24 protein-coding genes are annotated in these 26,274 nt (G+C 28.6%); 17 read left to right on the plus strand and 7 right to left on the minus strand.

Features of this window, described 5'->3' with window-relative positions:
• Positions 1 to 12: 12 nt before the first annotated feature.
• The 3 genes from galU to AALI31_RS00150 all read left to right on the plus strand — a co-directional run bounded on the left by galU (position 13) and on the right by AALI31_RS00150 (position 1,929).
• Positions 13 to 882 carry a UTP--glucose-1-phosphate uridylyltransferase GalU gene (gene galU / locus AALI31_RS00140; protein ID WP_489884499.1) on the plus strand — a complete coding sequence of 290 codons (870 nt, stop codon included), beginning with the start codon at positions 13 to 15 and terminating at the stop codon, positions 880 to 882.
• The gene (locus AALI31_RS00145; protein ID WP_489884500.1) at positions 883 to 1,476 is read left to right on the plus strand and encodes an isochorismatase family protein; all 594 of its coding nucleotides are present in this window, start codon (positions 883 to 885) and stop codon (positions 1,474 to 1,476) included.
• Between the two features lie 105 nt (positions 1,477 to 1,581).
• The gene (locus AALI31_RS00150; RefSeq protein ID WP_489884501.1) at positions 1,582 to 1,929 is read left to right on the plus strand and encodes a single-stranded DNA-binding protein; all 348 of its coding nucleotides are present in this window, start codon (positions 1,582 to 1,584) and stop codon (positions 1,927 to 1,929) included.
• Positions 1,930 to 2,061: 132 nt separating this feature from the next.
• Here the strand turns inward: AALI31_RS00150 and AALI31_RS00155 are convergent, their stop codons facing one another.
• Positions 2,062 to 3,318 (minus strand): FprA family A-type flavoprotein, encoded by a 1,257-nt coding sequence (locus tag AALI31_RS00155; RefSeq protein WP_489884502.1) that lies wholly within the window; start codon positions 3,316 to 3,318, stop codon positions 2,062 to 2,064.
• A gap of 309 nt (positions 3,319 to 3,627) precedes the next feature.
• Here AALI31_RS00155 and AALI31_RS00160 point away from each other — a divergent pair, with 309 nt between their 5' ends.
• From AALI31_RS00160 to AALI31_RS00190, 7 genes are all read left to right on the plus strand, one after another.
• A complete protein-coding gene (locus tag AALI31_RS00160) occupies positions 3,628 to 3,981 on the plus strand; it encodes a DUF6514 family protein (protein WP_489884503.1) in 354 nt (117 codons plus the stop codon).
• Positions 3,982 to 3,998: 17 nt separating this feature from the next.
• Positions 3,999 to 4,379 (plus strand): holo-ACP synthase, encoded by a 381-nt coding sequence (locus tag AALI31_RS00165; protein WP_489884504.1) that lies wholly within the window; start codon positions 3,999 to 4,001, stop codon positions 4,377 to 4,379.
• A gap of 69 nt (positions 4,380 to 4,448) precedes the next feature.
• Positions 4,449 to 5,051 (plus strand): germination lipoprotein GerS-related protein, encoded by a 603-nt coding sequence (locus AALI31_RS00170; protein ID WP_489884505.1) that lies wholly within the window; start codon positions 4,449 to 4,451, stop codon positions 5,049 to 5,051.
• A gap of 20 nt (positions 5,052 to 5,071) precedes the next feature.
• Complete coding sequence (gene alr, locus AALI31_RS00175) at positions 5,072 to 6,232, plus strand: alanine racemase (protein ID WP_489884506.1); 1,161 nt, start codon at positions 5,072 to 5,074, stop codon at positions 6,230 to 6,232.
• A 114-nt stretch (positions 6,233 to 6,346) separates the two neighbouring features.
• A complete protein-coding gene (locus tag AALI31_RS00180) occupies positions 6,347 to 6,646 on the plus strand; it encodes a transcriptional regulator (protein WP_489884507.1) in 300 nt (99 codons plus the stop codon).
• Positions 6,603 to 6,956, plus strand: coding sequence for a type II toxin-antitoxin system PemK/MazF family toxin (locus AALI31_RS00185; RefSeq protein ID WP_489884508.1), 354 nt, complete (start codon positions 6,603 to 6,605; stop codon positions 6,954 to 6,956). Before AALI31_RS00180 ends, AALI31_RS00185 begins: the two co-directional genes overlap by 44 nt.
• Before the next feature lie 70 nt (positions 6,957 to 7,026).
• The gene (locus tag AALI31_RS00190; protein ID WP_489884509.1) at positions 7,027 to 9,711 is read left to right on the plus strand and encodes an alpha-N-acetylglucosaminidase TIM-barrel domain-containing protein; all 2,685 of its coding nucleotides are present in this window, start codon (positions 7,027 to 7,029) and stop codon (positions 9,709 to 9,711) included.
• Positions 9,712 to 9,739: 28 nt separating this feature from the next.
• Here AALI31_RS00190 and bioA read toward each other — a convergent pair whose 3' ends face one another.
• The 6 genes from bioA to AALI31_RS00220 are packed head-to-tail and all read right to left on the minus strand — an operon-like array spanning position 9,740 to position 15,173.
• Positions 9,740 to 11,083, minus strand: a complete 1,344-nt coding sequence (gene bioA / locus AALI31_RS00195) for an adenosylmethionine--8-amino-7-oxononanoate transaminase (RefSeq protein ID WP_489884510.1) — start codon at positions 11,081 to 11,083, stop codon at positions 9,740 to 9,742.
• Positions 11,084 to 11,094: 11 nt separating this feature from the next.
• Positions 11,095 to 11,763 (minus strand): dethiobiotin synthase, encoded by a 669-nt coding sequence (bioD, locus tag AALI31_RS00200; RefSeq protein WP_489884511.1) that lies wholly within the window; start codon positions 11,761 to 11,763, stop codon positions 11,095 to 11,097.
• Positions 11,763 to 12,743, minus strand: coding sequence for a biotin synthase BioB (gene bioB / locus AALI31_RS00205; RefSeq protein WP_489884512.1), 981 nt, complete (start codon positions 12,741 to 12,743; stop codon positions 11,763 to 11,765). The genes bioD and bioB overlap by 1 nt, the downstream gene beginning before the upstream one ends.
• Complete coding sequence (locus AALI31_RS00210) at positions 12,740 to 13,924, minus strand: aminotransferase class I/II-fold pyridoxal phosphate-dependent enzyme (protein WP_489884513.1); 1,185 nt, start codon at positions 13,922 to 13,924, stop codon at positions 12,740 to 12,742. The genes bioB and AALI31_RS00210 overlap by 4 nt, the downstream gene beginning before the upstream one ends.
• On the minus strand, positions 13,917 to 14,699 hold the full coding sequence (locus AALI31_RS00215) for a 6-carboxyhexanoate--CoA ligase (protein WP_489884514.1): 783 nt from the start codon (positions 14,697 to 14,699) through the stop codon (positions 13,917 to 13,919). Before AALI31_RS00215 ends, AALI31_RS00210 begins: the two co-directional genes overlap by 8 nt.
• 6 nt (positions 14,700 to 14,705) lie before the next feature.
• Positions 14,706 to 15,173: a hypothetical protein gene (locus AALI31_RS00220; RefSeq protein WP_489884515.1), complete on the minus strand. Its 468-nt coding sequence runs from the start codon at positions 15,171 to 15,173 to the stop codon at positions 14,706 to 14,708.
• Positions 15,174 to 15,345: 172 nt separating this feature from the next.
• Between AALI31_RS00220 and ftsE the strand changes: the two genes are divergently transcribed.
• The 7 genes from ftsE to AALI31_RS00255 all read left to right on the plus strand — a co-directional run bounded on the left by ftsE (position 15,346) and on the right by AALI31_RS00255 (position 25,815).
• Positions 15,346 to 16,023 (plus strand): cell division ATP-binding protein FtsE, encoded by a 678-nt coding sequence (gene ftsE, locus AALI31_RS00225; RefSeq protein WP_489884516.1) that lies wholly within the window; start codon positions 15,346 to 15,348, stop codon positions 16,021 to 16,023.
• Positions 16,023 to 16,913, plus strand: a complete 891-nt coding sequence (gene ftsX / locus AALI31_RS00230; protein ID WP_489884517.1) for a permease-like cell division protein FtsX — start codon at positions 16,023 to 16,025, stop codon at positions 16,911 to 16,913. Before ftsE ends, ftsX begins: the two co-directional genes overlap by 1 nt.
• Before the next feature lie 75 nt (positions 16,914 to 16,988).
• Entirely contained in the window at positions 16,989 to 18,278 is a 1,290-nt protein-coding gene (locus AALI31_RS00235; protein ID WP_489884518.1) for a S41 family peptidase, read from the plus strand.
• Between the two features lie 203 nt (positions 18,279 to 18,481).
• Positions 18,482 to 18,961: a hypothetical protein gene (locus AALI31_RS00240; protein WP_489884519.1), complete on the plus strand. Its 480-nt coding sequence runs from the start codon at positions 18,482 to 18,484 to the stop codon at positions 18,959 to 18,961.
• A 239-nt stretch (positions 18,962 to 19,200) separates the two neighbouring features.
• Positions 19,201 to 21,150 (plus strand): excinuclease ABC subunit UvrB, encoded by a 1,950-nt coding sequence (gene uvrB, locus AALI31_RS00245; RefSeq protein ID WP_489884555.1) that lies wholly within the window; start codon positions 19,201 to 19,203, stop codon positions 21,148 to 21,150.
• A 17-nt stretch (positions 21,151 to 21,167) separates the two neighbouring features.
• Positions 21,168 to 24,005 carry an excinuclease ABC subunit UvrA gene (uvrA, locus tag AALI31_RS00250; RefSeq protein WP_489884520.1) on the plus strand — a complete coding sequence of 946 codons (2,838 nt, stop codon included), beginning with the start codon at positions 21,168 to 21,170 and terminating at the stop codon, positions 24,003 to 24,005.
• Positions 24,006 to 25,626: 1,621 nt separating this feature from the next.
• A complete protein-coding gene (locus AALI31_RS00255) occupies positions 25,627 to 25,815 on the plus strand; it encodes a hypothetical protein (RefSeq protein ID WP_489884521.1) in 189 nt (62 codons plus the stop codon).
• The last annotated feature ends 459 nt before the right edge of the window (positions 25,816 to 26,274 follow it).

Here is a 26,274-nt window from a genome sequence, read left to right on the forward strand (position 1 = left end):
GGAGATGAATGTATGTCAGCTATCACTAAAGCTATAATACCTGTAGCAGGTTTTGGAACTCGGTTTCTTCCTGTTACAAAATCTATACCTAAAGAAATGATACCAATTGTTGATAAACCAACTATACAGTATATAGTTGAGGAAGCCGTGGAATCTGGTATTACTGATATATTATTTGTAACTAGTAAATACAAAAAATCCATAGAGGATTATTTTGATAGTTTTAAGGAACTGGAAGCAGTATTGGAGCATTCTAAAAATTATAAAATGCTTGAAGTTATAAAAAATATATCTGATATGGTTAACATAGCTTTTGTTAGACAAAAGGAACAGAAGGGTTTAGGTAATGCAATATATCAAGGAAAAACATTTGTAGGGGATGATCCATTTTGTATACTTCTTGGAGATGATATAGTTTATAATGATGATAAACCTTGTTTAAGACAATTGATTGATTGTTATGAAAAATATGGTTCTAGTATATTAGGAGTACAGGAAGTGGAATACAAAAATGTTTCTAAATATGGAATTGTGGATGGGGAATTTATATCAGAAGATATTTACAAAGTGAAAAATTTGATAGAGAAACCTAGTATCGATGAAGCACCTACAAATATTGCTATACTTGGAAGATATATTATAACACCTAAGGTTTTCTCATATTTAGAAAATAGTGGTCCTGGAAGAAATGGTGAAATACAATTAACGGATTCAATATCAGGTTTAATTTCTGAAGAAAATGTTTATGCATATAAATTTAAGGGTACTAGGTATGATATAGGTGATAAAATTGGATATTTGAAAGCAACTATAGATTATTCGTTAAGAGATAGCAGGATAAAGAATATTATTAGAGATTATTTAGGAGAGAGGTTAAGGTGAATGTTTAAAATTAATGTTAGTAAAAATTTCATTATAAATTATAATAACAGTGTCTTGATAATTATTGATATGATAAACGGTTTTACTGATTTAGGACCATTGAAGAGTAAGTTTATAAAGGACATTGCCTATGATATAAGAAATGTGTGTGATAAGTTTTCAAATATTGTAGCTATTAATGATGAACACAACAGATATGATTGTGAATTTAATAATTATCCTGAGCACTGTTTAATGGGTACCAATGAGAGTAAGATATGTGAAGAATTATCTGATGTAAGCTTTACTCATATTTTAACTAAGAATTCAACTAATGGCTTTTTTTCTAATAATTTTTTAAAAATATTTCAAAAATATTTAGATAATAGTTATGATTTTTTTGTAGTTGGGTGTTGTGTAGATATTTGTATATTGGAATTTTGTTTGACATTTAAAGCATACTTAAATTCTATAAATAGGGATCTAAATATAGTAGTTCCAATAAATTTAGTTGATACTTATGATGCTGAAAATCATATGAGGGATAGCGTCAAAAATATTTCGTTATATTTGATGAATAATTCAGGTATAAAGCTTATAGAAAGTATTTTATAATTTTATAATAATATTCTAAAAAGCCGTGAAAAATTGTATAAATTGCTCATAATTAGAAATAATTCATGTAGAAGGATTTATTTATAATTAGGAGGAATTTTAAGATTGAATAAAATATTGTTAGTTGGAAGACTTGTAAAGGATCCTGAACAGAGAGTTATTGAGGATTCTCAAAAAATATTGACAAAAATAATTATTGCAGTGAACAGAGATTATAAGGAACCTGACGGAGAAAGGAAGGCTGATTTTATACCTGTTTCTTTCTGGGGTAAAAAGGGAGATATAATATTTAAACACTTACACAAAGGTGATTTAATAAGTGTAGGAGGGAGACTTAGGATGGGATCATATGTGGATAAAGATGGTAACAAAAAATATATAAGCGATGTTGTTGCAGAAGACTTTAAATTTGTACGTAATCAATTTAGAATACCTGATATTAAAGTTCAGTAATAATTATTATAGTGATTAATGAACAGGAGCATTAGGAGAATTCTTTGTATATTTCAAATATATATAATAACCGGTATAGATTATATGCATTCTATACCGGTTATTATTATCATAGTATAAATTTCAGGTATTTTATTTTTCAAATTGATCTAGTATTTTAGCATTTTGCCTATCTAGTTTTTTCAAAGTTACAAGTAGCTTTTCTCTAAATGCACATCCAAAATTTTGTGAGTGTTCGAGTTCTTCTTTTGATGGTTTAAAATTAATTTTGAGTGATGGGCTTAAAAGTTTCATATTTAACTCTTTAAGTCTTGATTCAGTATTTGGTATTCCTTCACCACTCCATCCGTAAGAACCGAATACTGCTGCGACTTTACCTCCGTGGACAATTGGATTTAAGTGAGTTAAGAGATCTCTAATAGGTTCTAGCATGTCTGAATTTATAGTTGGTGTACCAAATAAGATTCCGTCTGATGTTGATATCTCATTTAGTATTTCTAATTTATCAAAGTTTATAACATCGTACATTTTAAGTTCTATATCACCATATTTACAAATTCCTTTAGATATTTCTTTTGCTAAGTTCGCAGTATAACCGTAAGCTGAAACATAACAAACCGTTACTTTAGGTTTTTCGCTTTTTGTTGATGGGGTACTCCAAGACTTATATAGTGATATGACTTTTTCAATATCTCTTCTTAAAATAGGTCCATGTCCAGGGCATATATATTCTATTTCTAAATCCTTAATTTTATTTATGGCATCCAACATGTAGGATTTAAATGGACTGAAAATACAGTCATAGTAATATTTTAGTGCATCCATGTAATTATCATAATTTTCGACAGAATCATCAAAAATATTATTTGTCGAATAGTGAGCGCCGAATGAATCGCAGGTTAGAAGAGTTTTAATTTCTGGTACATAAGTGTAAATTGTGTCTGGCCAATGAAGAAAAGGCGTAGATATAAATTTAAGAGTCATATCTCCTAATGATACTGAAGAGGAATTAGCTACTTCCATGTATCTAAACTTTTTGTTAGTTATTTTCTCTAAGTACTTTACAGCTATAGGGGATGCGACAACGGTTATGTTAGGACACATTTCGAGTATTTTATCAACAGACCCAGAGTGATCTGGTTCAGTGTGACTCACAACTAAATATTCAATACTGTTTAGATCTATACCTGATTTTTTAAGTCTTTCTATATATTGATCGAAAAATTGAGTTTTAACAGTTTCGAACAACACGGTTTTTTTGTTACCTGTTAGTATATACGAGTTATAGGTGGTACCATATGGCGTATTCATTATTATATCGAATGTTCTAAGATTTGGGTCAAGAGCACCAACCCATATTAGATTTTTTTGTATTTTATAACTTTTCATAAATAGATCCTTTCTAGTTTAGAAAATAAAACTTAACATGTAATTTAGATTATATGTAATATTATAAATTTTAAATAATATTTTAGTCAAAATATTATTTAAAATAAAATATAAATTTATTTAAATTTGTATTTTATAAAAAATATAAATTTAAATAAAAAAAAGAATATAAAAAATATTTAACTGAAATAAATGTCGTTTTTAATATAGATATTTTTATTGAAATTTCTGAAATAATGACAAATTATAAAAATTTGTTATGTTAGAATCACATTTATGTTATATTTATTTTATTGAGAGGTAATTGCTATGAAAGTTATAGAAGTGATGAAATCAAGGGAGTACAGCTTAGATGAAATAATAGAGTATTACTACAAAATAATTGAAAGTGAAGTTATTATAGAGGATATTAATACAGATAATAAAAACATAGTTTATGGTATAGAAATAGATAAAATTTTAATTAAAAAAAATGGAGATCAAACTATAGAGAGTGAAAAAGTTGAAATAATTAGTTGTAATTTACAGTTAGTTAAGAAAATTTGTGAAATTCTTCATGAAAATTTGGTGTCTCCAATACATCTAATAGATGTATTAGAAGACAATATGGGTGAAATGTTTAATTTAAGTTCAAAAATCAAGTTTGTAGAAAGTGTTGTATAATTATTGGGGTGTTCTTGGTGATAGATAGAATTGGGTGTGATATTTTAAATATAGATAGGGTTTGTAAGCTTTTGGCTTATAAAAAATTTCTAGTCAAATATTTTACAGTAAATGAAATAAAATTGTTTAACTTAGTAAAAACAAACAAGGAAAATTATATAAAAAAAGTAGCTTCTAATCTTTGTGTAAAGGAAGCTTTTTTTAAGGTAGTTTCGAATAAAATAAATAATTTTAGATTTTGTGACATTGAGGTTTTAAGAGATTACCAAGGTAAACCCTATGTTGATTTATACAATGAATTGATGTACATTAAAAAACATTTTAATGTACATATTACTATATCTAATGAGAGAAATACTGTAGTATCGTTTGTAATTTTAGAGAGGATAATAATATAGTAAAGTAATAAAAAAATATAATCAGAATATGTATTATCGAGATTTATAAATCTAGGAGGAATATATATTTTGAAAAAAGTTGTTTTGGTAGTTATTGTATTTTTGATTTTTGTTGTTTCATGCAAATCTAGCAAGATAGAGAGTTCAGAGCAGGCATTTAACTATGTTAAGAGTATAAAAAATTATACATCTGACATAAAGGTTACTTTTTTAAATGATAAAAATAGTGAAATTATTTTTTTAAGGCAATATGCTAGTTCAAATTATGGATATAGACTAGATTTTGAAAATGAGAGAAAGTATTTTTATAGAGATAATAAGATATATATTAATGATGTAAGAAATAATATCGAGTACTTTGTTGATGAGAATTTTGATGAAATATATAAATATTGTTTTTTAAATGAATACATAAAATTGATTTACTCGATGGATGAAGTTGATTATTTTATACAATTAATTGCAAGTGATGAGAAAGTTGTTTTTGGATCTAGAGTTGATCTTCCAACGAATAATTCAAACATTAGTTATGCTATCTTATATCTAAGTGGAGAAAATTATCTACCACTACAGTTCGAAATATTTGATAACAAGGGTCGTCAAAGAATTTTAATTGAGTATCTTACTTTTGATGTTTTAAATGACATTGATTCTAAATTATTTGATTATTAAGATTGGAGATAGTAAGTTAAGTGAAGTTTTATAGAAACGTTTATTCTGAAATAAATTTAGATAATTTGGTACATAATTTGAATATCATAAAAGCGATTGATATGAGTAAAAAAATTATAGCAGTAGTTAAGGATGATGCTTATGGACATGGAGCTGTTGAAGTTTCAAAAAGTCTGATTAATAATGGCGTTGAAATGTTAGCTGTTGGATATGTTGGTGAGGCTTTAGAGCTTAGAAAATCTGGAATCAATATTCCGATTTTGATCATGGGAATAACACCTTTAGATTATTTAGATGAACTTTTAAATTATGGGTTTATTCAAACTGTGGCTAGTTTTGAGTATGCTATTTTATTATCTGAAGCTCTTTCTATCAGAAATGAGATATTAACAATTCATTTGAAAATTGAAACGGGAATGGGAAGAGTGGGATTATTTGCAAGTGATGAAAATTATAAAATTGTAAATAATATATTCAGAAATCCCTTTTTAAAAATTGAAGGAATTTATACTCATTTATCAAATTCAGATGATATTAGTGACGACTATACATTTAGGCAATACGAAGTATTTGAATCATTTTGTAATAGTTTAGGCAATTTAAAACTAAATATTAATTGTATACACATATGCAATAGTGCAGGTATCTTGAATTTTAAATTTGATATAGCAAATTGTGTCAGGCCTGGGATTTCACTATACGGGTATGGTAATAGTGGGAGTTTTGATTATGGTTATTTGGATTTTAAACCTATTATGAAATTGAAGGCAAGTATTGTACATATAAAAAACGTAAGAGAAGGAGAATTTATAGGTTATGGTAAATCTTATAAGGTGGATAAAGAAAAGGTCGTTGCTACTGTAAATGTTGGGTATGGTCATGGGTATCCAAGATATTTATCAAATATCGGTAAGGTCATAATAAAGGGTAAGTATTGTAAAATAATTGGTATTATATGTATGGATCATTTTATGGTTGATGTTACAGAGATAAAGGATGTAAAGCTTTTTGATGTTGTTACATTAATGGGGGAAGATGATGGTAAAAAGATAGATGCAAATGACATAGCAAACATGGGAGGAACGATTTGTTATGAGTTCCTTTGTGGTATAAGGAGGAAGGTTCCAAGGATTTATATAAGTGATAATGATATTGTAAGTATAAGGGATTGCATGATCTAGAAGTATATATGGTATATTTTATATAAAGTTGTAAATCTGTATAAATTGTTATATAATTTAGGAAGTACGTAATTAAATTATAAGTTTGATTATAGTTATGGGGGTACTTCCGAAGTGAATAGATCAATAGGTTCTTTTTTGAAGCCTTTCTCCAAGTCTGAAGTTGTTAATGTAAAGTTGATACGAAAAGGTAGCACAAGTTGTAAAGATATCATACTAATGTTTATAAAAAGAAAAAATTGGGAAACGATTGGAAAAGAGTATAAGGCGATGGGAGAAATAAACATGGAATTATCTGAATTTGGATTTTTCTCAGTTTTCGAAGAGTTAGTTAAGTATGAGAGAAGGCTTTCGGAGAGTGATAGTTTAAATGACTACGATGGTAGTAAGAAGAGGGGACATATTCTATGCTGATTTAAGTCCTGTTATAGGATCGGAGCAAGGAGGAATAAGGCCCGTCATAATAATTCAGAATGATGTTGGGAATAAGTATAGTCCAACTGTGATAGTTGGGGCGATAACATCACAGATTAACAAAGCTAAATTACCCACTCATGTAGAAATATCATCAGAAGAGTATGGGTTAAATAAGGATTCTGTAGTTTTACTCGAACAAGTTAGAACCTTAGATAAAAAGAGGCTTAAAGAGAAAATAGGTCATATGACAAGGAGTGATATGAAAAAAGTTGATAGGGCATTATTTATTAGTTTGGGACTTGTATAGTTATCAATTTTATTATGGGTGTATTAATGGCATTTTTGTATGCCATTGATCTTTTTTGGAGTAAATGTTTATGATGATTATTAGAGTGGTACTGGTAGTATTGATATGTTTAAACTTTATTTTAATTTTTCCTAATGGAAAACAACTAATTGGTACCGATTATATACATAGTTTTGATTATGATATAAATAATTTAATTGATAACGATGTGGATACTTTTTTTACAATAGGAGATTTTGGTAATTATTTGGAGTTTAGGTTAGAATCCGGTAAAAATGTAGAAAATATTAAATTTATTTTTGATAGTACTAGTAATGACTATGAGTACAAGATATATTCAAGTAATGATGGATATAGATATAATAATGTTGAATTTGCTAAGTGTATATTTAATTATACTGAGGAAATTGTAAATGTTAGTATAGAAGATGAGTTTATAAGGATATTTATCATTTCTAGTGGTAGTGACAATTTTGTTCACATAAAGGAAGTTATTTTTTATGATAGGTATGGAAATAGGATAAAGAACGTCGAAATACAGAAGGAGGATCCTGTAATTGATAACGTAATTTTTGATGAGAATAATAAGAGTTATATTGAGTCACTTGAGGGTTTAATTTCTAGGACTTTAGGCGAGGAGTATATTGAGTTTTTTGATATTGTTATTTTACCAAATAAGTTTGATAAGAATTATTTTAGACTTTATAGTAACAACGGTAGAATAACTATTGCAGGTGATAATGTAAATTCAGTTGCTGTTGCTCTCAATTATTATTTTGAGCATTATTTAAATCAAACATTTAGTAGATTTGGGGATTCAAGATTAAATGTTTCTTTTCCGTTGCCAGAAATAAATAATATTGTAGAAAAAAAGATAGATATACAATACAGATTTAATTATAATTATGTGTCTTATGGTTATACAATGGCTTACTGGGATTTTGATGATTGGGAGAGAGAAATAGATTGGATGGCACTCAATGGGTTTAATATGGCGTTAAATTTAGTAGGTCATGAAGAGGTGGTAAGAAGGTTTTTAAGTGAGTTAGGATTCAGTTTTTCAGAAATTGTTACATATCTTACGTCTCCAATATATTTACCTTGGATGTTTATGGGGAACATAAGTAGAATAGGAGGGGATATTACTCCTGAATGGTTTGAAGATAGAGCTAGGCTTTCTATAGATATACAAAATAGAATGAAGGAATTTGGAATAGAACCTGTACATCAAGCTTATTTGGGATATATTCCATTTAAAGAAGACTTCAAATTTGAAATTTTACAAGGTGGATACTGGAGCAAGATAAAGGGACCTGATAGGCTTAGTTTTAAAGATGAAGGTTATGAGGTATTGGCTGAGTTATTTTATGAAAAGCAGAAGGAGTTGCTAGGTAGGAGCAAATATTTTGCAGGAGATATGTTTCACGAGGGATATAATCTTTATAGTTATGATGTAGAGTATGTTTCAAATAAAGTATTGAATGTCTTAAAAAAGAATACTGGAGATGATTCTATATGGGTAATGCAGTCATGGAGTCATAGTCCGTCTTCTGAGGTCATAGAGAGTTTAGATAAAAGTAGTATATTGATACTAGATTTACATTCTCAACTTAATACTAAATGGAAAGGTCAGGCTAAGTTTAATGGTATGAGTTGGACTGAAAAAGAATTTAATAACTCTTTTTGGATTTTTGGGGTTCTCAATAATTTTGGAGGTAGAAGTGGATTATATGGTCATGGAATTCACACAATTGATCAGTTTTATGAGGCAAAAGATAAAGCTGAATTTTTAGTTGGTATAGGGCAAACATCGGAAGCTATAGGGTATAATGATTTTATAGATGAGCTTGTAACTGAGCTTATATTTGAGGATAAGTTGGACATAAATGAATTTGTAAAAAGGTATGTTATTAATAGATATGGTGCTTATAATGAGAGATTAGTTAAAGGATTTCATGCGATGGTGAATACGGTTTATAATGCACCCAAGGATATTTATCATGAAGGCGCATCTGAATCTGTGATAAATGCTAGACCTTCTTTTGATATAACTAGTTCTTCCAAGTGGGGGAGTATACATAAAGATTATGATTCTAGTATTTTAGAAAGTGCCCTTGAACAGTATTTATATGTGTATGATGATTTTAAACATAACAAAAATTATATAAATGATTTAGTTGAGATAGCTAGTCAAGTTATTTCAAATCTGGCAAATGATTATTATGGTGAACTTAAAGCTTCTGAAAATTTAGACGAAATTAGAGTTCTTAGAGATAAATTTTTATATTTAATAAATCTTCAAGCGAATATACTTTCCCATAATGATAGAAAGGATTTGAATAAATTTCTCGAGAATATTTACGAGTCTCATTATGATGATTATTTTAAGGATACTTTGATTTATAATAAAAAAATGATTTTAACTACTTGGTATGATAAACTTGTATCTGAGGATGATGGTCTTAGAGATTATGGTAACTCAGATTTTTACCAATTAGTTGGTAATTTATATTACGATAGATGGAAAAGGTTTTTTGATAGTATTTTGTATGATAATGAGATTGTGAGAGACGAGTATGATGATTATAAATTCGATTTGAAATGGGTTTATGGAGATGATTCTTTAGAGTTTTTTAGGAGTGATAAAGATCTTAAGGAGCTTGTAGAACTTGTAATAGTTGATATATCAGCTAGGAGAAGTGGGTTTTCATTTGTGTTAGATATTATTTATTCAATAAGTTCCTTATTCAAATAAAAATGGAAGTAAATATTTACTTCCATTTTTATTTGAAAAATTTATTATATGAGAAAAGAGCTCTATTAACCATCTCATCAATTTCATTGTTTGTAATTATGTAAGGTGGCATAAAGTATAGTACATTTCCAAGAGGTCTTAATATAAGAGAATTTTCTAGAGCTATTTTGTAGATTTTGTATCCAATCCTATCTTTAAAACTAAATGGATTCTTTGTTTTTTTATCTTTTACCAGTTCAATGGCAGATATCATACCAATAGATCGTACTTCACCAACATATTTTAGAGGTTCAAATGATTTTTTTATAGAATTTATTAAGTATTTTGATTTGGTTTCAAGGAGTTCTATGATGTTTTCATCTTTGAATATATTTAATGTTTCTACTGCTGCTGAACAAGCTAAAGGGTTGCCTGAGTAACTGTGTGAATGTAAGAAGGATTTTAATTTTTCATAATCGTCATAAAAGGCATTGTATATTTTATTTGTTGTAATAGCTAGCGATAGAGGAAGATATCCGCCAGTTAATCCTTTTGATACGCACATTATGTCAGGAGTAATATTTGCGTGGTTTACACCAAAAAATTTTCCAGTCCTTCCAAATCCAACAGCAATCTCATCTGCAATTAAATTTATATCATATAAACGTGTTATTTCCCTTAATTTCCTTAAATATTCTTTTGGATAGATTTTCATACCAGATGCACATTGAACCATGGGTTCTATAATTATAGCTGTTATATATTCATGGTTATTTTTAATGGTGTTTTCCATGTGTGTGAAACATTCCGTATCGCAGTTATCCCTGTTTTTAGAGTAAGGACATCTGAAACAGTCTGGAGAGGGTACTTCTATAGTATTTAGTAGTATCTTATCATAGGTTTTGGAGTATAGAGGGTTTTTCGAAACAGAAAGTGCTCCCAGAGTTTCTCCATGGTATCCATCTTTGAGAGATACGAACTTTGTTTTATTTTTAAATCCTACTTGTTTATGATATTGAAAACTAATTTTAAGAGAAATTTCAACAGCGGAAGATCCATTATCACCAAAGAAAATTTTTGATAGTCCTTTTGGACAAACTTCTAATATTTTTTCTGAAAGTTCTATCGCTGGTTTATGGGAGAAATTTGAAAATATAACGTGTTCAAGTAAATCAATCTGTCTTTTTAGAGCACTATTTATACGCTTGTTATTGTGTCCAAAAATATTAACCCACCAAGATGATACAGCGTCTATATAAGGTTTTTCATATATATCATATAAATAAATTCCATCACCACGTTCTATTATAATGGGTGGAAAATCTTCATAATCTTTCATTTGGGAACATGGATGCCAAATATTTTCTAAATCCTTTTTTTGAAGTGGGTGCAACTTAAGTCCTCCTATACATTTTCAATAAACGTTAATATATTTTTTGCATCTATATCTAATGACTCTTCTGCATATGGAATGGTTAGAATATTGTTTATTTTTGTATAATTTTTTATAAAGTTTATGGTTTCATTTGTGTAATAGGTTTCCTTGAATTTATTAAATACAATTCCAGATACTTCTATTTTATATTGCTTTAGTAAGGAAGCCGTCATAATGGTTTGATTTATTGTTCCTATCTTTGAATTTGTAACAATTATTGTTTTTAAATCAAAATCTTTTATTAAATCAATGATGAAATAACCATTTTCGTTGATGGGGGTGAAGATTCCCCCAGCTCCTTCTACCACTATATTTTTAAATTCGTTTTTAATATTTTTATAATCATTTTTGAGTTTATTTATATCTATTTTTACTCCCATCTCTTTCGAAGATATGTGAGGAGATAGAGGTAGGATTAATGAATACGAACAAATAAAATTATTGTTAGCTTTATAGTGTGAATTATTTTTTATAAATTCTAAATCTGGAATAAATAAATCTTTTCCGTTATGTTCACATCCTGTTTGAATGGGTTTATAATAACAACTATTTTCCCCCAGACAATTAAATAATATTGAGCTTACAAAAGTCTTACCAACATCTGTGTTTATTCCAGTGACGAAGAACCTCTTCATCATTATATAGAAAACTCCAATCTTTTAGCTAAAATTTTGTCACTTTTAATATCGCTTCCTGTGGTTGTCAAGAAATCACCAGTTAACATAGCATTGATGCCAGATTTTAATCCAAGCTCTTGAAGCTCCTCAAGTTGCATACGACCACCTGCATATCTAATCTGAGCTTTCGGAAGTATGAATCTGAATACAGCAATTGTTTTTATAACTTCCATTTTATGTACAGGTTCGTTATTTTCAAAAGGAGTACCTGGAACTTTTGTTAAAATATTTATAGGAACAGAATCTACATCCAAATCCCTAAGTTCAAATGCTAAATTTATTCTGTCCGTTTGAGTTTCTCCCATACCTAAAATTCCACCACTACAAACTTTGAGTCCAGCGTTTTTAACTAATTTAATTGTGTTTATTCTATCTTCAAATGTATGAGTTGTACATAAATTTTTGTAAAATTCTCTAGAAGATTCTAAATTATGATGATACATTTTTACGCCACATTCTTTTAGTTTTTCTGCTTGTCCTTCTTTGAGTATCCCAAAAGAACCACATAAAGAAATGTTTGTTTCCTTTTCAAGTCTTTTGTATATAGAACATATCTTGTTTATTTCGTTGTCATCAGGTCCTCTTCCACTTGAGACCATGGAAAATTTATGTGCTCCTTTTTTTTCAACATCTTTCGCTCTATTTATGATTTCATCTTCTTTTAAAAATTCATATGGAGTTATACTTGTTTTGTAGTGTGCAGATTGGGCACAGTATTTACAATCTTCCGAACAATTTCCATTTTTAACATTCATAATGGTGCATAAGTCTAAGCTGTTTCCGGAAAAAAACTTCCTTATTTCGTTGGCTGAACTAGTAAGAAGTTTCATAGAGTTTAAGTCATTTACGTGATCGATCTCAATTAAATATTTTGCTTCATCAAATGTTATTTTATATCCTTCAAGTATCTCGTTTTTCAACTTAATTATTTTTTCTGTCATACAATATCTCCTTTAAGTTTAGTTTCATATTTTAAGTAAATCTCTTTGAGGTTGTATATTAAATAATTTATTTCCTCATATGTGTGTTCACAACATAAGGTTATTCTAATTCGACTTTTATTTTTAGGAACTGATGGTGGTCTTACTGGAGTTACGAAAATATTTCTTTTAAGTAACTCGTCTTGAAACTTCATACATATTTTTTCATCCTTTAATATTATAGGGACAATAGGGGTTATACCATCTACTGTAATAAAGCCGATATCTTTAAGAGAATTTCTTAAATAAATCCCAATATCTTTTAAATACATTCTTTCATTTTTATAATTTTTACATTTCTCAATAGAGTTAAGGAGAGAATTAGCATTTTCGGGAGTTTGAGATGTAGAAAACATAAATGTTTTTGAGGTATTTTTTAAATAGGTTATGACTGAAGAGGTTGAAGAAATAAAGCCTCCTACACATCCTAAAGCCTTGCTCCCCGTTCCCATAAGTATAATTTTATCATCGTGAATATTGAAATACTCACATACTCCAGCACCGTTTTCTCCCAATATTCCAGTTGAGTGTGCGTCATCTATGTAAAGATAAGAATTGAATTTATAGCAAAGTTCCATTAATTCATTTAGATTACATATATCTCCATCCATGCTAAACACTCCATCGGTTATCACTATTTTCTTAGGATGGTTCGAATACTCCTTTAGTTTTTTTTCAAGATCAAACATATCTGAGTGCTTGTATATGACGCATTTCGATTTTGTGAGTTTAATGCCGCATATTATACTCGAATGATTTAATTCATCAGAGAAAATTATAAAATCTTGGTAGAATAAAGAAGAAATAGATCCTAGGTTGCACAAAAATCCTGAGCTATAAAGTATGCTATCTTGTTTACCTTTAAAGTGAGAAATTGCATTTTCACATAACCTATGAAGTGAAGTAGTACCCGTCGTTAATCTAGATCCACCAGACCCTATACCAAACTCTTTTATTGTTTCTATAGATCCTCTTTTAAGATCTTCATTTGCACAAAGCCCTAAATAATTATTTGATGAAAACAGCAAAAATTTTTTATTGTTTAAATTTATAGTTGTTTTTTGTGCTGAAGAAAATTCATAAGATCTTCTCATAAGGTTTCGATCTTCAATATCCTTGAGCTTATAATGTAAATCAAACATTTAACCACCTTAAATTTTTCCTAATTACTGGAATTGAATTTATAATTACAATAGAATTTTTAAGATAGTCTATTGTTGAGTCTATCTTATTTTTATCTTTTATGAAAATTATTCGTCCCCCATATTTGTGATCTTTGGGCTTAAAGTTTTTTATTCTTATGTATCCAAGATCCTTACTCGCAATATATCCTGTTGTGTAATTTTTATCATCGGATATACAAATTTCACAAAGTACATTTTCATTTTTGCATATTTTACTACTTATGCATAAAGCATCTTTTAAATATTTACCTAAGAAATTATTTTTCTGTAGGAAACTTTTTAAATCTTGTTTGATTTCAATGGCATAGTCCATATTTGTACATCTAACTATTTTTGAATGAAATTCCTCAAAATCATCAATAGAAATTAACAAAGCTCCCCTCAGGTTTTTTAATTTTAAAAGAGTAGTTAGGGATTTTGAAATTTTGTCTTCGGAGAATCCAAGACTTTTTAAAATTAGATTTGGATACATAGGATTATCATTTTTGTCTATGGTCGTAATGGGAAGAGGGGTTACATATTTTATTTCATCTGGATTGAGTATTTTCTGTATTGAGATATTAATAAAGTCAGCTTGTCCTCTACTATGATTCAGAGCTCTATCTACCAAACCTAAAGTTTCATGCTTGAGCATTTCCTTATTTGTTATGAGTTCTCCGCCTGATATATGATTTCCTCCAAGCTTATGATCTACGGGTGATGATGCCCTCATTTTAACTGAGAATAAATCCATATACTCTTAAAACCACCTTTTTCTAATTATTTTTTTAAATAATCTTGTAATGGGATAAGCAGTCATGAAAGTGTATATAATACCAGGTATTGAAGGTATTAAAATAGATATGAAATTTGCGTTTAGCAAAATTGAAATCAAGAATCTCGATGCAATGGAACCCACCGGTCCTGCAATTGATATGGAAAATATGTCTTTACTTGAAAAGTGAATTATTCCACCAGCAACAATTCTAAATATGAATGAATTTAAAATATTTATCGTATTATGAGTTCCAATAAGTAATGTTAAAAAACTCGAAATGATTCCGGCTAAAATGTATTTCTTAAAACCGAAAATAACACATATGCAAATCGCAACCGGAGCTGAAACTTGAAACTCTGTGCCTGGTATTAATCCGGGGAATTTTATGAAACTGAAAATTGTCATTATTGAACTCAAAAAACTCAACTCAATTACTTTTCTAATGTTCATATCTTAAGGCTCTTCCTAAAAAAGATTATTTCTCTAGAATTATAATTATAAAATAGAAATATCAAAAGTACAAATTGTATTTTTATGTACACATGTATTAAAATAAAGTGAAATATAAAATTATTAATGATATAATTAATCTACATTATGCGAAAATGGGAGAAATATCAGTATGATTGATTTTATAAAGGTTTCAAAAACATACGAAAAAAATGTGAAAGCTTTAATTGATGTAAGTTTGTCTATTGAGCAAGGTGAATTTGTTTTTTTAGTGGGTTCAAGTGGTGCAGGAAAGTCAACTTTTATAAAAATGATTTTAAAAGAAATAAAACCTACAAGTGGTAGAGTTATTATAAATAATAAAGATTTAAGTCTTATAAAAAGAAGAGAGATACCTTATCATAGAAGAAGTATTGGAATGGTTTTTCAGGATTTTAAGTTAATTTCGAATTTAAATGTTTACGAAAATGTATCATTTGCAATGAGGGTCGTAGAAGCGGATGAAAAGGAAATTAGAAAGAGAGTACCTGTTGTTTTGAGTTTAGTCGGGCTTTCAGATAAGTACAAAGTATTTCCACATGAGCTATCTGGAGGGGAGCAGCAAAGAGTTTCTCTTGCGAGGGCTATGGTTAACAACCCTTCAATATTAATAGCAGATGAACCTACTGGAAATTTAGATCCAGATACTGCTCTTGAGATAATGGCTTTACTTCAAGATATAAATAGAGGAGGGACTACGGTTTTGATGGCAACTCATGCAAAGGATATTGTAGATAGGATGAAAAGGAGAGTTATTGCTATCGAAAGAGGAATGTTACTGAGAGATGAAAAGAGAGGTAAGTACGAATAATGAGGATTTCTAGTTTTAGAGGATTTACTTTTGATGCTATAAAGAGTTTGTTTAGAAATAAGACTATAGGTATAGCTACAGTAGCTAATATTATAGTTACTCTTACCATCTATGGGATTTTTCTAATTCTCATGAATGTTATAATTACGAATGTCAATGATGTGGAATCTAAACTTCAACTTAAGGTTTATTTAAAGGATTCAATAACTTTGGAACAGCAAGAGTTGATTAAACAGGCTATAGAATCCGTGGACGGAGTGAGTGATGTATATTATGAGAGTAAGAGTGATGCAATAAATAATTTCAAACAACAACTTAACGACTATGCCTGGTTGATAGAAGGTTATAATGAAACTAATAATCCCCTTCCTAGTTCTTATGTTGTTAAAATAAATAATCCTATGGTTTCTTATAAGATAGAGGAAGAGCTACGAGATTTTGATGGCATTGACGATATAGGAAGTGATAAAGTTTTGGTAAGAGAGGTTACTAAAATATCTTCATTTATAAGGGCGGCTTGGATTGTACTTTCTTTTATACTAATTGTTGTATCTTTATTTTTGATAATAAATACTATAAAGCTTACGATTTATTCTAGGAGAAAAGAGATTTACATAATGAAGTTTGTTGGTGCTACTGATTGGTTTATAAGGTGGCCTTTTGTGATAGAAGGTGTAATTTTAGGAGCTGTTGGATCAATTTTTTCAATAGTGATAGTTTACTATGCATATTTTTCAATGTATAATTTCTTGGTTGATAAGAATTTATTTTCATATTTAATCTCTCCTAATTCTATTTTAGTCAAATTAATGGTTCATTTTTTACCAATAGGTATCTTGGTAGGAATAGTTGGGAGTTTAGTTTCTTTAAGAAAGTTTTTGAAGGTTTAGAGTTTTTGGGTTGAATATTTATGGTTACTAAATGGAAGAATACATTTAACCGTCAATTATTTTTTGGAGGAAAGTATGAATATTAATGACAACAATAGCAGTGATCTTTACGATAAAAGCGATGCTTCGATTAAGTTATCCGATAATGTGTCAAGTCAAAATAGAAGGTATGTATTGATTGGTATACTCATCTTGATTGTGTTTGTTTTAACAAATGTTGTTTCGTATCTGTTTGGAATGAATTTTGTCTTTGGTTCTAGTGGTATAAGCTCGTTATCTAGTAGTATTAACGATAGTAGGAAAGTTTCTTTAATTAAAAACATACTTAAGGAAGTATATAACGGAGAAGTTGATGAGAATGGTTTAACTGATGAAGCTATAAAGGGTATGGTTAGCTCTTTAGGTGATCCTTATACTGTATATATGAGTGAAAAAGAGTTTGAGGAGTTCAATGTAAGTAGTAAAGGTGAGTATGTTGGTATTGGTATACAGGTAGCTTATAGAAATAATTCTATAGCTGTTGTCTCTGTATTTGACGATTCTCCTGCGTATAAATCTGGTATACATCCGGGAGATGTTATAGTTAGCGTAGGGGGGGAGAAGGTTAGTGATATAGATATTGCTATTGACCGTATAAGAGGGGAAGAATTTACAAGTATTGATATAACTTTACTTAGAAAAAATGAAGAAATAAATGTGAGTGTTATAAGAGAAAAAATAATTATGATTCCTGTGGAATATAGGAACGTAGATGAAAAAATTGGTTATATAAAGATAAATTCCTTTGATGAAAATTCTTCTGAAGGTGTTAGGGAAGCAGTTGAGAATTTAAAGTCTGAAGGATTAATAATAGATTTAAGAGGTAATCCTGGGGGGCTTTTAAATGAGTGTATAGATATTGCTTCTGAGTTCTTGGAAGAAGGGTTGACTATTCTTTCGACCGAGGATAAATATGGTACTGCCGAAGTTTTTAAAGCTAAGAGGGGAAATGCTGAAGATACTACAATAGTTGTTATGGCAGATTCGAGTAGTGCCAGTGCGTCTGAAGTTTTGGTGGGAGCCCTAAGGGATAATGACAGGTCAATTTTTGTTGGAGAGAAGACTTTTGGCAAAGGGCTTGTCCAAAGTGTTTTTGATATTGGGGATGGAAGTGGTCTAAAGGTAACTGTTTCAAAGTACTATACTCCAAATGGAGATTATATAAATGAGGTAGGTATTAATCCGGATATTGAAGTTAAGTATTCCCAAGAGGAATATATTAAAAATAGGGAGATTGCCAATGGTGATGTAGAAGTTCTAAGTAATTTAGATCCTCAGTATCAAAAGGCGCTAGAAATCATAAAAGAAAAGGTACATGGAAGTTGATTTTCGTTTGTTTGTGTGCGTTTATTTTAAATTTTAGAAACTTTTTTAAATACAGAGGGCAGAGGAGCTCTCTTTTTTTAATATTAAATCGAGTATTTTGTATAAGTATATTTAATATTATTTTTTACTATTTTAGAATCCTATTTGGAATATCATTTTCTGATTTTAATCTCTTTATTTTTATATGGATCATTAGTTTGGTTATGTATTTTTTAAAGTTTAGATTTATGTGCATAACTTATAGTGGGTTTATTTATTATATCTTAGGTCTTGTTTTTGGTTATCATATTGAATTTAAAATCACAATATTTCTAATTGGAATTTTACATTTATTTGAAGGTATGTACGTAATTTTAAATGATATAAATTTGTTTTTATATGATGATTATAAATTTGGGAATTTGGATTTATATTTACCAATTTTTTTAGATGGCTTTGTATTTATATTTTTGATATTTTATAGAAGAAAGGAATTTTATTTAAGAAACTTTACATGTTTCAAAAATTTTTCTGGAGGAATTATCTTTTTATATGGATTGATAATACTCATTACGTGCATCTTGAATCTTAATTTTATATTTTGTAGTTTACAATTCATATTTATAGTCATATTTCATGAAATTATAACTAAGTTAGATGGATTTTTTTATAAGAACATTTTAAATTTAAAAGACTGGTTTTGAAGAAGATGTGGAGTACATAATTTTTTAGTTATATGATTTTTGATATAAAATTATACAGAGGAATTAAGGGTAGAAATTACCAGTTTATTTTAATTATAGTAAGTAAGGTATTAATGAGTTTATTTTATATATTTTGGTTAATGAGATTAAAGTGTTTAAGAGGTATTTATGTGTAAATTTTTCATGAATGGAGGATGAAATAAACATTGGAGTTTCAAATTAATTCTGATTTTGTACCTATGGGTGATCAACCGAAAGCCATAGATATACTAGTTGATTCTATAAATAATGGAAATAAATATCAGACACTTCTTGGAGTTACCGGTTCTGGTAAAACTTTTACTATGGCAAATATTATACAAAAACTTCAGAGACCTTCCATAATTCTTGCTCATAATAAAATTTTAGCTGCTCAATTATGCTCTGAATTCCGCCAATTTTTTCCATATAATGCAGTTGAGTATTTTGTATCTTACTATGACTATTATCAACCTGAGGCTTATGTACCTCATACTGATACTTTCATTGAAAAAGATGCCTCTATAAACCAAGAAATAGATAAATTGAGGCATTCAGCCACAGCATCATTAGTAGAAAGGAGAGATACAATAGTTGTAGCTTCTGTTTCTTGTATTTATGGACTTGGTGATCCTAATGAGTATAAAAACCTTGTACTTAATTTGAGAGTTGGTATGATTAAGGATAGAGATGATGTTATAAAAAAACTTATTGAGATACAATATGAAAGGAATGAGATAGATTTTTCAAGAGGTACATTTAGAGTTAAGGGGGATGTTTTAGATATTATCCCCGCTTCTACTTTTAGTGTAGGATTGAGAATTCAGTTCTTTGGTGATGAGATTGATAAAATAACTGAGTTCGATATTCTTACAGGTAAAAATTTTTCAGAAATTTCCCATGTATCAATTTATCCTGCGTCGCATTTTGCTACATCAAGAGAGAAAATAGAGATTGCTATAAATGAAATAGAATATGAACTGAATGAGAGAATCAAATATTTTGAAAAGAATGGAAAATTATTAGAATCTCAGAGAATTAGGGAGAGAACGAATTATGATATAGAAATGCTGAGAGAAATGGGATATTGCAATGGTATTGAAAATTATTCGAGAATTATGGATGGTAGAACTGCAGGTAGTATGCCTTATACTTTGTTTGATTATTTTCCTGAGGACTATCTTCTATTTATAGATGAATCTCATGTTACTATACCTCAAGTTAAAGCTATGTACGCAGGAGATAAATCTAGGAAAGATTCTTTAGTTAAGCATGGATTTAGGTTACCATGTGCTTACGATAATAGACCTCTTAAATTTGAGGAATTTGAAACAAAAATCAATCAAGTGGTTTTTGTTTCGGCCACACCATCTAAATACGAATTAGATAAACAGCAAGTTTTAGCTGAACAAATAATACGACCTACGGGACTTTTAGATCCAATAATTGAGGTTAGACCTACTAAAAATCAAATTGATGATTTATATTCTGAAATTATTAAGGTGATTGATAAAGGAAATAGAGTTTTGATTACTACACTCACAAAAAAAATGGCTGAGCACTTAACCGAATATTTGATGAATCTTAATATTAAGACTGCATATATGCACTCAGATATAAAAACAATTGATAGAATGGAAATTATAAGAAATTTAAGAATTGGAGAGGTGGATGTTTTAGTAGGAATAAATTTACTCAGGGAAGGATTAGACATTCCAGAAGTTACTTTAGTTGCCATATTAGATGCAGATAAAGAGGGTTTTTTAAGATCTGAAAGTAGCTTAATACAAACTGTTGGACGTGCCGCTAGAAATTCAGAGAGTAAAGTTATAATGTATGGTGATATTATTACGAAGTCAATGAAAATAACTATAGATGAAACAAGGAGAAGACGTGATATTCAGATTGAGTATAATAGTAAAAATAATATTATACCTAAAACTATAGTTAAGGGAATAAGGGATGTTATACAAGCTACTAAGGTTTCTAAATATGACGGTAAAGGTAAAAAAGATAAATTTAAAGTAGAAATTCCGGAGGATTTCAAAGATAAGGTTAGTTTAATTAAAAAATTGGAAAAAGACATGAAAGAGTATGCTAAAAATTTAGATTTTGAAAATGCTATGAGAATAAGAGATACTATAAAAGAAATAAGGGAATCTATATTTTGATTTTAAGGTGATTTTTTATGGATTATATTGAAATAAAAGGAGCTAGAGTCAATAATTTAAAAAATTGCAATGTTAAATTTCCCAGAAATAAACTTATCGTATTCACAGGTGTTTCAGGATCTGGGAAAACTTCTCTTGCTTTTGATACGTTGTATGCTGAGGGGCAGAGAAGATATGTTGAATCTTTATCTACATATGCAAGACAGTTTTTAGGTCAAATGAATAAACCCGATGTTGATAATATAACTGGGTTATCTCCGGCTATAGCTATAGATCAAAAAACAAAATCGAAAAATCCAAGATCTACAGTTGGTACGGTGACTGAGATATATGATTATTTAAGATTGCTATATTCGAGAGTAGGTATTTTACACTGTTATAAATGTGGCAGAGAGATTAGACGTCAAACGATAGATCAAATTGTAGATAGCATTTTAGATATTGGTGAAGGTGTAAAAATACAGATACTTTGTCCGATTATTAGAAATAAGAGGGGAAAGCATGAAAAGTTAATAGAAAACATAAGAAAACAGGGGTTTATGAGAGTTCGTATTGATAGTAAGGTTTATGACTTATCGAGTGATGATATACATATTGATAAAAATAAAAAACATTTTATAGATATAGTAGTAGATAGAATTTCTATTAAGGCATCTTATAGGAGTAGAATATTTGAGTCTGTGGAAACTAGTTTAAGATTTTCAGATGGGATTGTTTTAGTAGATGTTATAGGTAAGGAAGAGATGCTATTTTCCGAAAAATTTTCTTGTGTAGATTGTCAAGTTAGTGTGGATCAGATTGAGCCTAGAAGTTTTTCATTCAACGCACCATTTGGAAAGTGCAATGATTGTGATGGGATGGGTGTAAAATTTGAGATAGATTCCAAGTTAATTATCGAAAATGATGAACTTTCTATTTTAAATGGTGCAATAAAGATATTTGGAGAAAATTCTTTTAGGGAGGGGAGTTGGAATTTAAGTGTATTTAAGGCATTGAGTGAAAAATTATCATTTTCTTTAGAGACGCCGTTTAAGGATATAGATGAAGATACAAAGGAGAAAATATTATTTGGTATTGAAGATTATATTTTTGTGAAGTATATTCGTGAAGATATAGAAAATACATATAAACATAAATTTGAAGGATTAGTTAATAATCTTAAGAAGCGATATAATGAAAGCAGTTCTGATTACATAAAGCGAGATATTGAAAAATATATGATTAACAAGTTTTGTCAAAGTTGTAAAGGTGCTAGACTTAGACCTGAGATTCTATCAGTTAAATTTGGAGGAATTAATATTTATGAGCTTACTTGTATGAGTGTTAGTGATTCCCTTAAATTTTTCGATAATTTAAAATTAAGTGATAAAGATTTTATTATTGCAAAGCCGATATTGAATGAAATTACCAAGAGGCTATTATTTTTAAACGGTGTCGGATTATCATATCTCAATTTGGCTAGGACTGCATCAACTTTATCAGGTGGAGAATCTCAGCGTATAAGATTGGCTACTCAAATAGGTTCAAGTCTTGTTGGAGTATTGTATGTTTTGGATGAACCTAGTATAGGTCTACATCAAAGGGATAATGATATGTTGATTGAAACACTTAAAAATCTTAGAGACATTGGCAATACTGTAGTTGTTGTTGAACACGATGAAGATACTATAAGAGAGGCTGATTTTATAGTAGATGTAGGTAAATATGCTGGTGAACATGGTGGAAATATAGTGTACCAAGGTGATTATAATGGAATTTTGAAATGTAAAGATTCCGTTACGGGTTCTTATTTAAGAGGCGAAAGTGTAATAAAAGTTCCAAAAGAAAGAAGGTTAGGTAATGGAAATTATATAAAAATAATTGGTGCTGAAAAAAATAACCTGAAAAATATATCAGTTAAAATACCGTTGGGAACTTTAACTTTGGTTACAGGTGTTTCAGGATCAGGTAAAAGCACTTTTGTAAATGAAATACTGTATAAAGGATTAAATGAGCATATATCTTTGAGTAAAGTGAAATCGAATGAATTTAAAAGAATAGAGGGTATTGAAAATATAGATAAAATTATTGATATAGATCAATCCCCGATAGGAAGAACTCCAAGGTCAAATCCTGCAACGTATATAGGTGTTTTTGATATTATTAGAGAATTATTTTCAAATACAAATGATTCAAAGATTAGAGGATATAAGCCTGGTAGATTTAGCTTTAATGTTAAGGGAGGTAGGTGTGAATTTTGTCAAGGTGATGGAGTGATAAAAATAGAAATGCAGTTTTTATCTGATATATATATTACTTGTGAAGTTTGTAAGGGTACTAGATATAATAAAGAGATTTTAGAAGTTAGGTATAAGGGTAAGAATATATCTGATGTGCTTAATATGACTGTATCTGATGCATTAGAATTTTTTAAGAGTATACCTAGAATACATAACAGAATACAGAAATTAGAAGATGTAGGGTTATCTTATATAAGACTTGGACAAAGTTCTACAACCTTGTCAGGAGGAGAGGCACAACGTGTTAAATTAGCTAATGAGTTATGTAAAAAGGGAACTGGGAGAACCTTATATGTATTAGATGAGCCTACAACAGGTCTTCATGTTTATGATGTCAGTAAATTGATCGATATATTTAAAATTCTAGTTGACAGTGGGAACACAGTGATTGTGATTGAACATAATTTGGATGTCATAAAAAATGCAGATTATATAATAGATTTGGGTCCTGAAGGAGGTGTTGATGGAGGGAATGTGGTAGCCTTAGGAACACCTGAAGAAATTTGTTTGGTGGATAAATCTTATACTGGTAAATATTTAAGGAAATATTTATATAAATTTGATAAATTAAATTAATATGGTCTTAGAATTGGAATCAAAGTTTATTTGCATTATTTATTAAACATATTTTTAGTGACAAGATTTATAGATAATAAATTATTATTTATGATGCTCATATATTTATTTTTATAATGATACTCATTAAGTATATTTGACTACACTATTTAGTTTTTATAATTTTGTCTTTTTAATTGGAAGCTATGTAAATGGATTTTAAAGTGATATATCATTAGCTGAAATTACATTTCAGCTATCTGAATTTATAAAAAATTTTCGGTCCTATATTCTATATCAATATTTGAAATACCAAAAATAAATATATGATTATATTTGTTTTTTTTGATAACATTTCTGTTTTTTACAGAGTGACTTAGGTACAGTAGGTTATAGTTAACATACTTATATTTATGTACTGTACGGAGATTTCAAAATATTAATATATATTTTTGAGTTTTCAATATTTAAAGTTTTAATATGTGATGATTATAGTTATGTATTGGTTAAATCATAAATTAGATACATGTGTTAAATCTTGTAAAATTCTTCAACTTTTTTCCTAGGAGTTGGGAAAAATTTTTATAGAGAGGACTTAGAATTTGTACCTAAATTAATCATATAGATTATATATTTACATCAATAGTTCAGTAATTTGAAGTTATTAATGTATCACTACATTGTATATTTAAATTTAGAGTTTTTATGATTGTAGTATATTCATTTTATAAATTTAAAGAGCATTCGCTATTATTTGGAGTCAGTTTTATTGATTTTAGCAAAATATTTTTGACACTTGGAGGAATTAATTTTAAATTTGTTGCCTTTAATTGGTGTAACGTTAGCTTTTATTAGTTACGAGAGTAGTTTTATTGTAAGTATGTTTATAATGTTTGATGGAACTCAAAAAAATTTTAAAAAAATACGACTTCATAGATAAAAATATAAAAATGATTCTAATTATACTTTAAACAGTATTTTTAATTAATTTATCCTCTTTATTATATTTTTTAATATTCGAATGTGATAACTATTCCAAATATGGAATAAATAGAAGATTGTGTAAAAACAAATATGTAGGAGGTTAAGTAATTATAAGAGTATAAGATTTTAATATGCACTGATGATGTCAGTGATAAATAAGAAAATTATGGGGAATATTTTGTGCTCCACAGGATATTATAGTGGAATACAAAGCATGTTTGGAGTTGAAAGATATGGATAAATATATTAAGTAATCTAGAGAGTTTTTTTATCGAGTTTTTTGAAAATTTTTAAATTATAATAATTTATTAGATGCGAGTATCAAGTTTATACATATACACATCCAAGAATATGGTCACTTCATTTTATGGAGTAATAAAAAAGAGCAATTTTGATTTTAAATCTTTTTATGAGATGGATATAGTCCGTGATTAACAAACTTTTTTGATTTCAATTGCGTAAATAATATTTAGAAGGAAGTTTATAAAAGTAAAGATTCTCTTTTTAAAAGTAGATCTACAAAGGTTATGTATGTCCTAGAATCAATTTTTAAAATTATAATTTCAGCAACGGTTGAAATATAGTTAGAGGTCTATTTTATTATGGAAAGTTTTCAACGATAATGAAAATTTAGGGAACTAAGAATTGGAAAATGTAGATGAATACATTAATATTGAGAAATGTCTTACTGGTTCCAGTAAGACATTTTTTAATGCTGTTTTCCATAAAAATGAAAGAATATAATAAAAAGTTTTATTTTAATAAAGATATAACCTTAGATGGAATAAGGATTTCGAGAAGTTACTTTTCAGAAATTAGGGATAGTGAAGTTGTGTTACAAGCATAAATTGTAAATAATTCAGTTACCGTTAATGTTCATTCTTATTTTGATTATTATGGTTTCAAGTGGTATTGTTAATGATTAAATTTTGAATATTCCTTATATTATTAATTTTTTTTGGATACTTTAGATTATAAAGGAAATACGTTAAAAAAGTTCAAATCTCAAGATTTGATTAGGGTCGTGAGAATGGTATATCGAAGAAAATATAGAATCTTATATGAGAGTGTATTGTTACTAATAATTTATTTCACATTGTTAAGTCAATGTAAATGAGTATATATGGTGAAATAGGCATATAAGATCATAAAAAAGACGGTTTGGATGACAGTTCTTATTCTTGGGTTTTTCCCTAGCTGTTATAGTTGAGTACGGTAGAGAGGGAAGGAATATAACTTAAAACATAGTTGATGAGGTGATGAAAAAAGATATTGATTTATTAAATTAGATCTTAAAAGATTTTTG

The organism is Anisomitus miae (SeqCode) (assembly GCF_054906395.1).

Excerpts from the sequence above, each read along its gene's own strand:
- galU (WP_489884499.1), top strand. The coding sequence starts at position 13 with ATGTCAGCTATCACTAAAGCTATAATACCTGTAGCAGGTTTTGGAACT.
- AALI31_RS00145 (WP_489884500.1), top strand. The coding sequence starts at position 883 with ATGTTTAAAATTAATGTTAGTAAAAATTTCATTATAAATTATAATAAC.
- AALI31_RS00155 (WP_489884502.1), bottom strand. The coding sequence starts at position 3,318 with ATGAAAAGTTATAAAATACAAAAAAATCTAATATGGGTTGGTGCTCTT.
- AALI31_RS00160 (WP_489884503.1), top strand. The coding sequence starts at position 3,628 with ATGAAAGTTATAGAAGTGATGAAATCAAGGGAGTACAGCTTAGATGAA.
- AALI31_RS00185 (WP_489884508.1), top strand. The coding sequence starts at position 6,603 with ATGACTACGATGGTAGTAAGAAGAGGGGACATATTCTATGCTGATTTA.
- AALI31_RS00190 (WP_489884509.1), top strand. The coding sequence starts at position 7,027 with ATGATGATTATTAGAGTGGTACTGGTAGTATTGATATGTTTAAACTTT.
- bioD (WP_489884511.1), bottom strand. The coding sequence starts at position 11,763 with ATGATGAAGAGGTTCTTCGTCACTGGAATAAACACAGATGTTGGTAAG.
- bioB (WP_489884512.1), bottom strand. The coding sequence starts at position 12,743 with ATGACAGAAAAAATAATTAAGTTGAAAAACGAGATACTTGAAGGATAT.
- AALI31_RS00210 (WP_489884513.1), bottom strand. The coding sequence starts at position 13,924 with ATGTTTGATTTACATTATAAGCTCAAGGATATTGAAGATCGAAACCTT.
- AALI31_RS00215 (WP_489884514.1), bottom strand. The coding sequence starts at position 14,699 with ATGGATTTATTCTCAGTTAAAATGAGGGCATCATCACCCGTAGATCAT.
- AALI31_RS00220 (WP_489884515.1), bottom strand. The coding sequence starts at position 15,173 with ATGAACATTAGAAAAGTAATTGAGTTGAGTTTTTTGAGTTCAATAATG.
- ftsE (WP_489884516.1), top strand. The coding sequence starts at position 15,346 with ATGATTGATTTTATAAAGGTTTCAAAAACATACGAAAAAAATGTGAAA.
- ftsX (WP_489884517.1), top strand. The coding sequence starts at position 16,023 with ATGAGGATTTCTAGTTTTAGAGGATTTACTTTTGATGCTATAAAGAGT.
- AALI31_RS00235 (WP_489884518.1), top strand. The coding sequence starts at position 16,989 with ATGAATATTAATGACAACAATAGCAGTGATCTTTACGATAAAAGCGAT.
- AALI31_RS00240 (WP_489884519.1), top strand. The coding sequence starts at position 18,482 with ATGTATTTTTTAAAGTTTAGATTTATGTGCATAACTTATAGTGGGTTT.
- uvrB (WP_489884555.1), top strand. The coding sequence starts at position 19,201 with ATGGGTGATCAACCGAAAGCCATAGATATACTAGTTGATTCTATAAAT.
- uvrA (WP_489884520.1), top strand. The coding sequence starts at position 21,168 with ATGGATTATATTGAAATAAAAGGAGCTAGAGTCAATAATTTAAAAAAT.
- AALI31_RS00255 (WP_489884521.1), top strand. The coding sequence starts at position 25,627 with ATGAATACATTAATATTGAGAAATGTCTTACTGGTTCCAGTAAGACAT.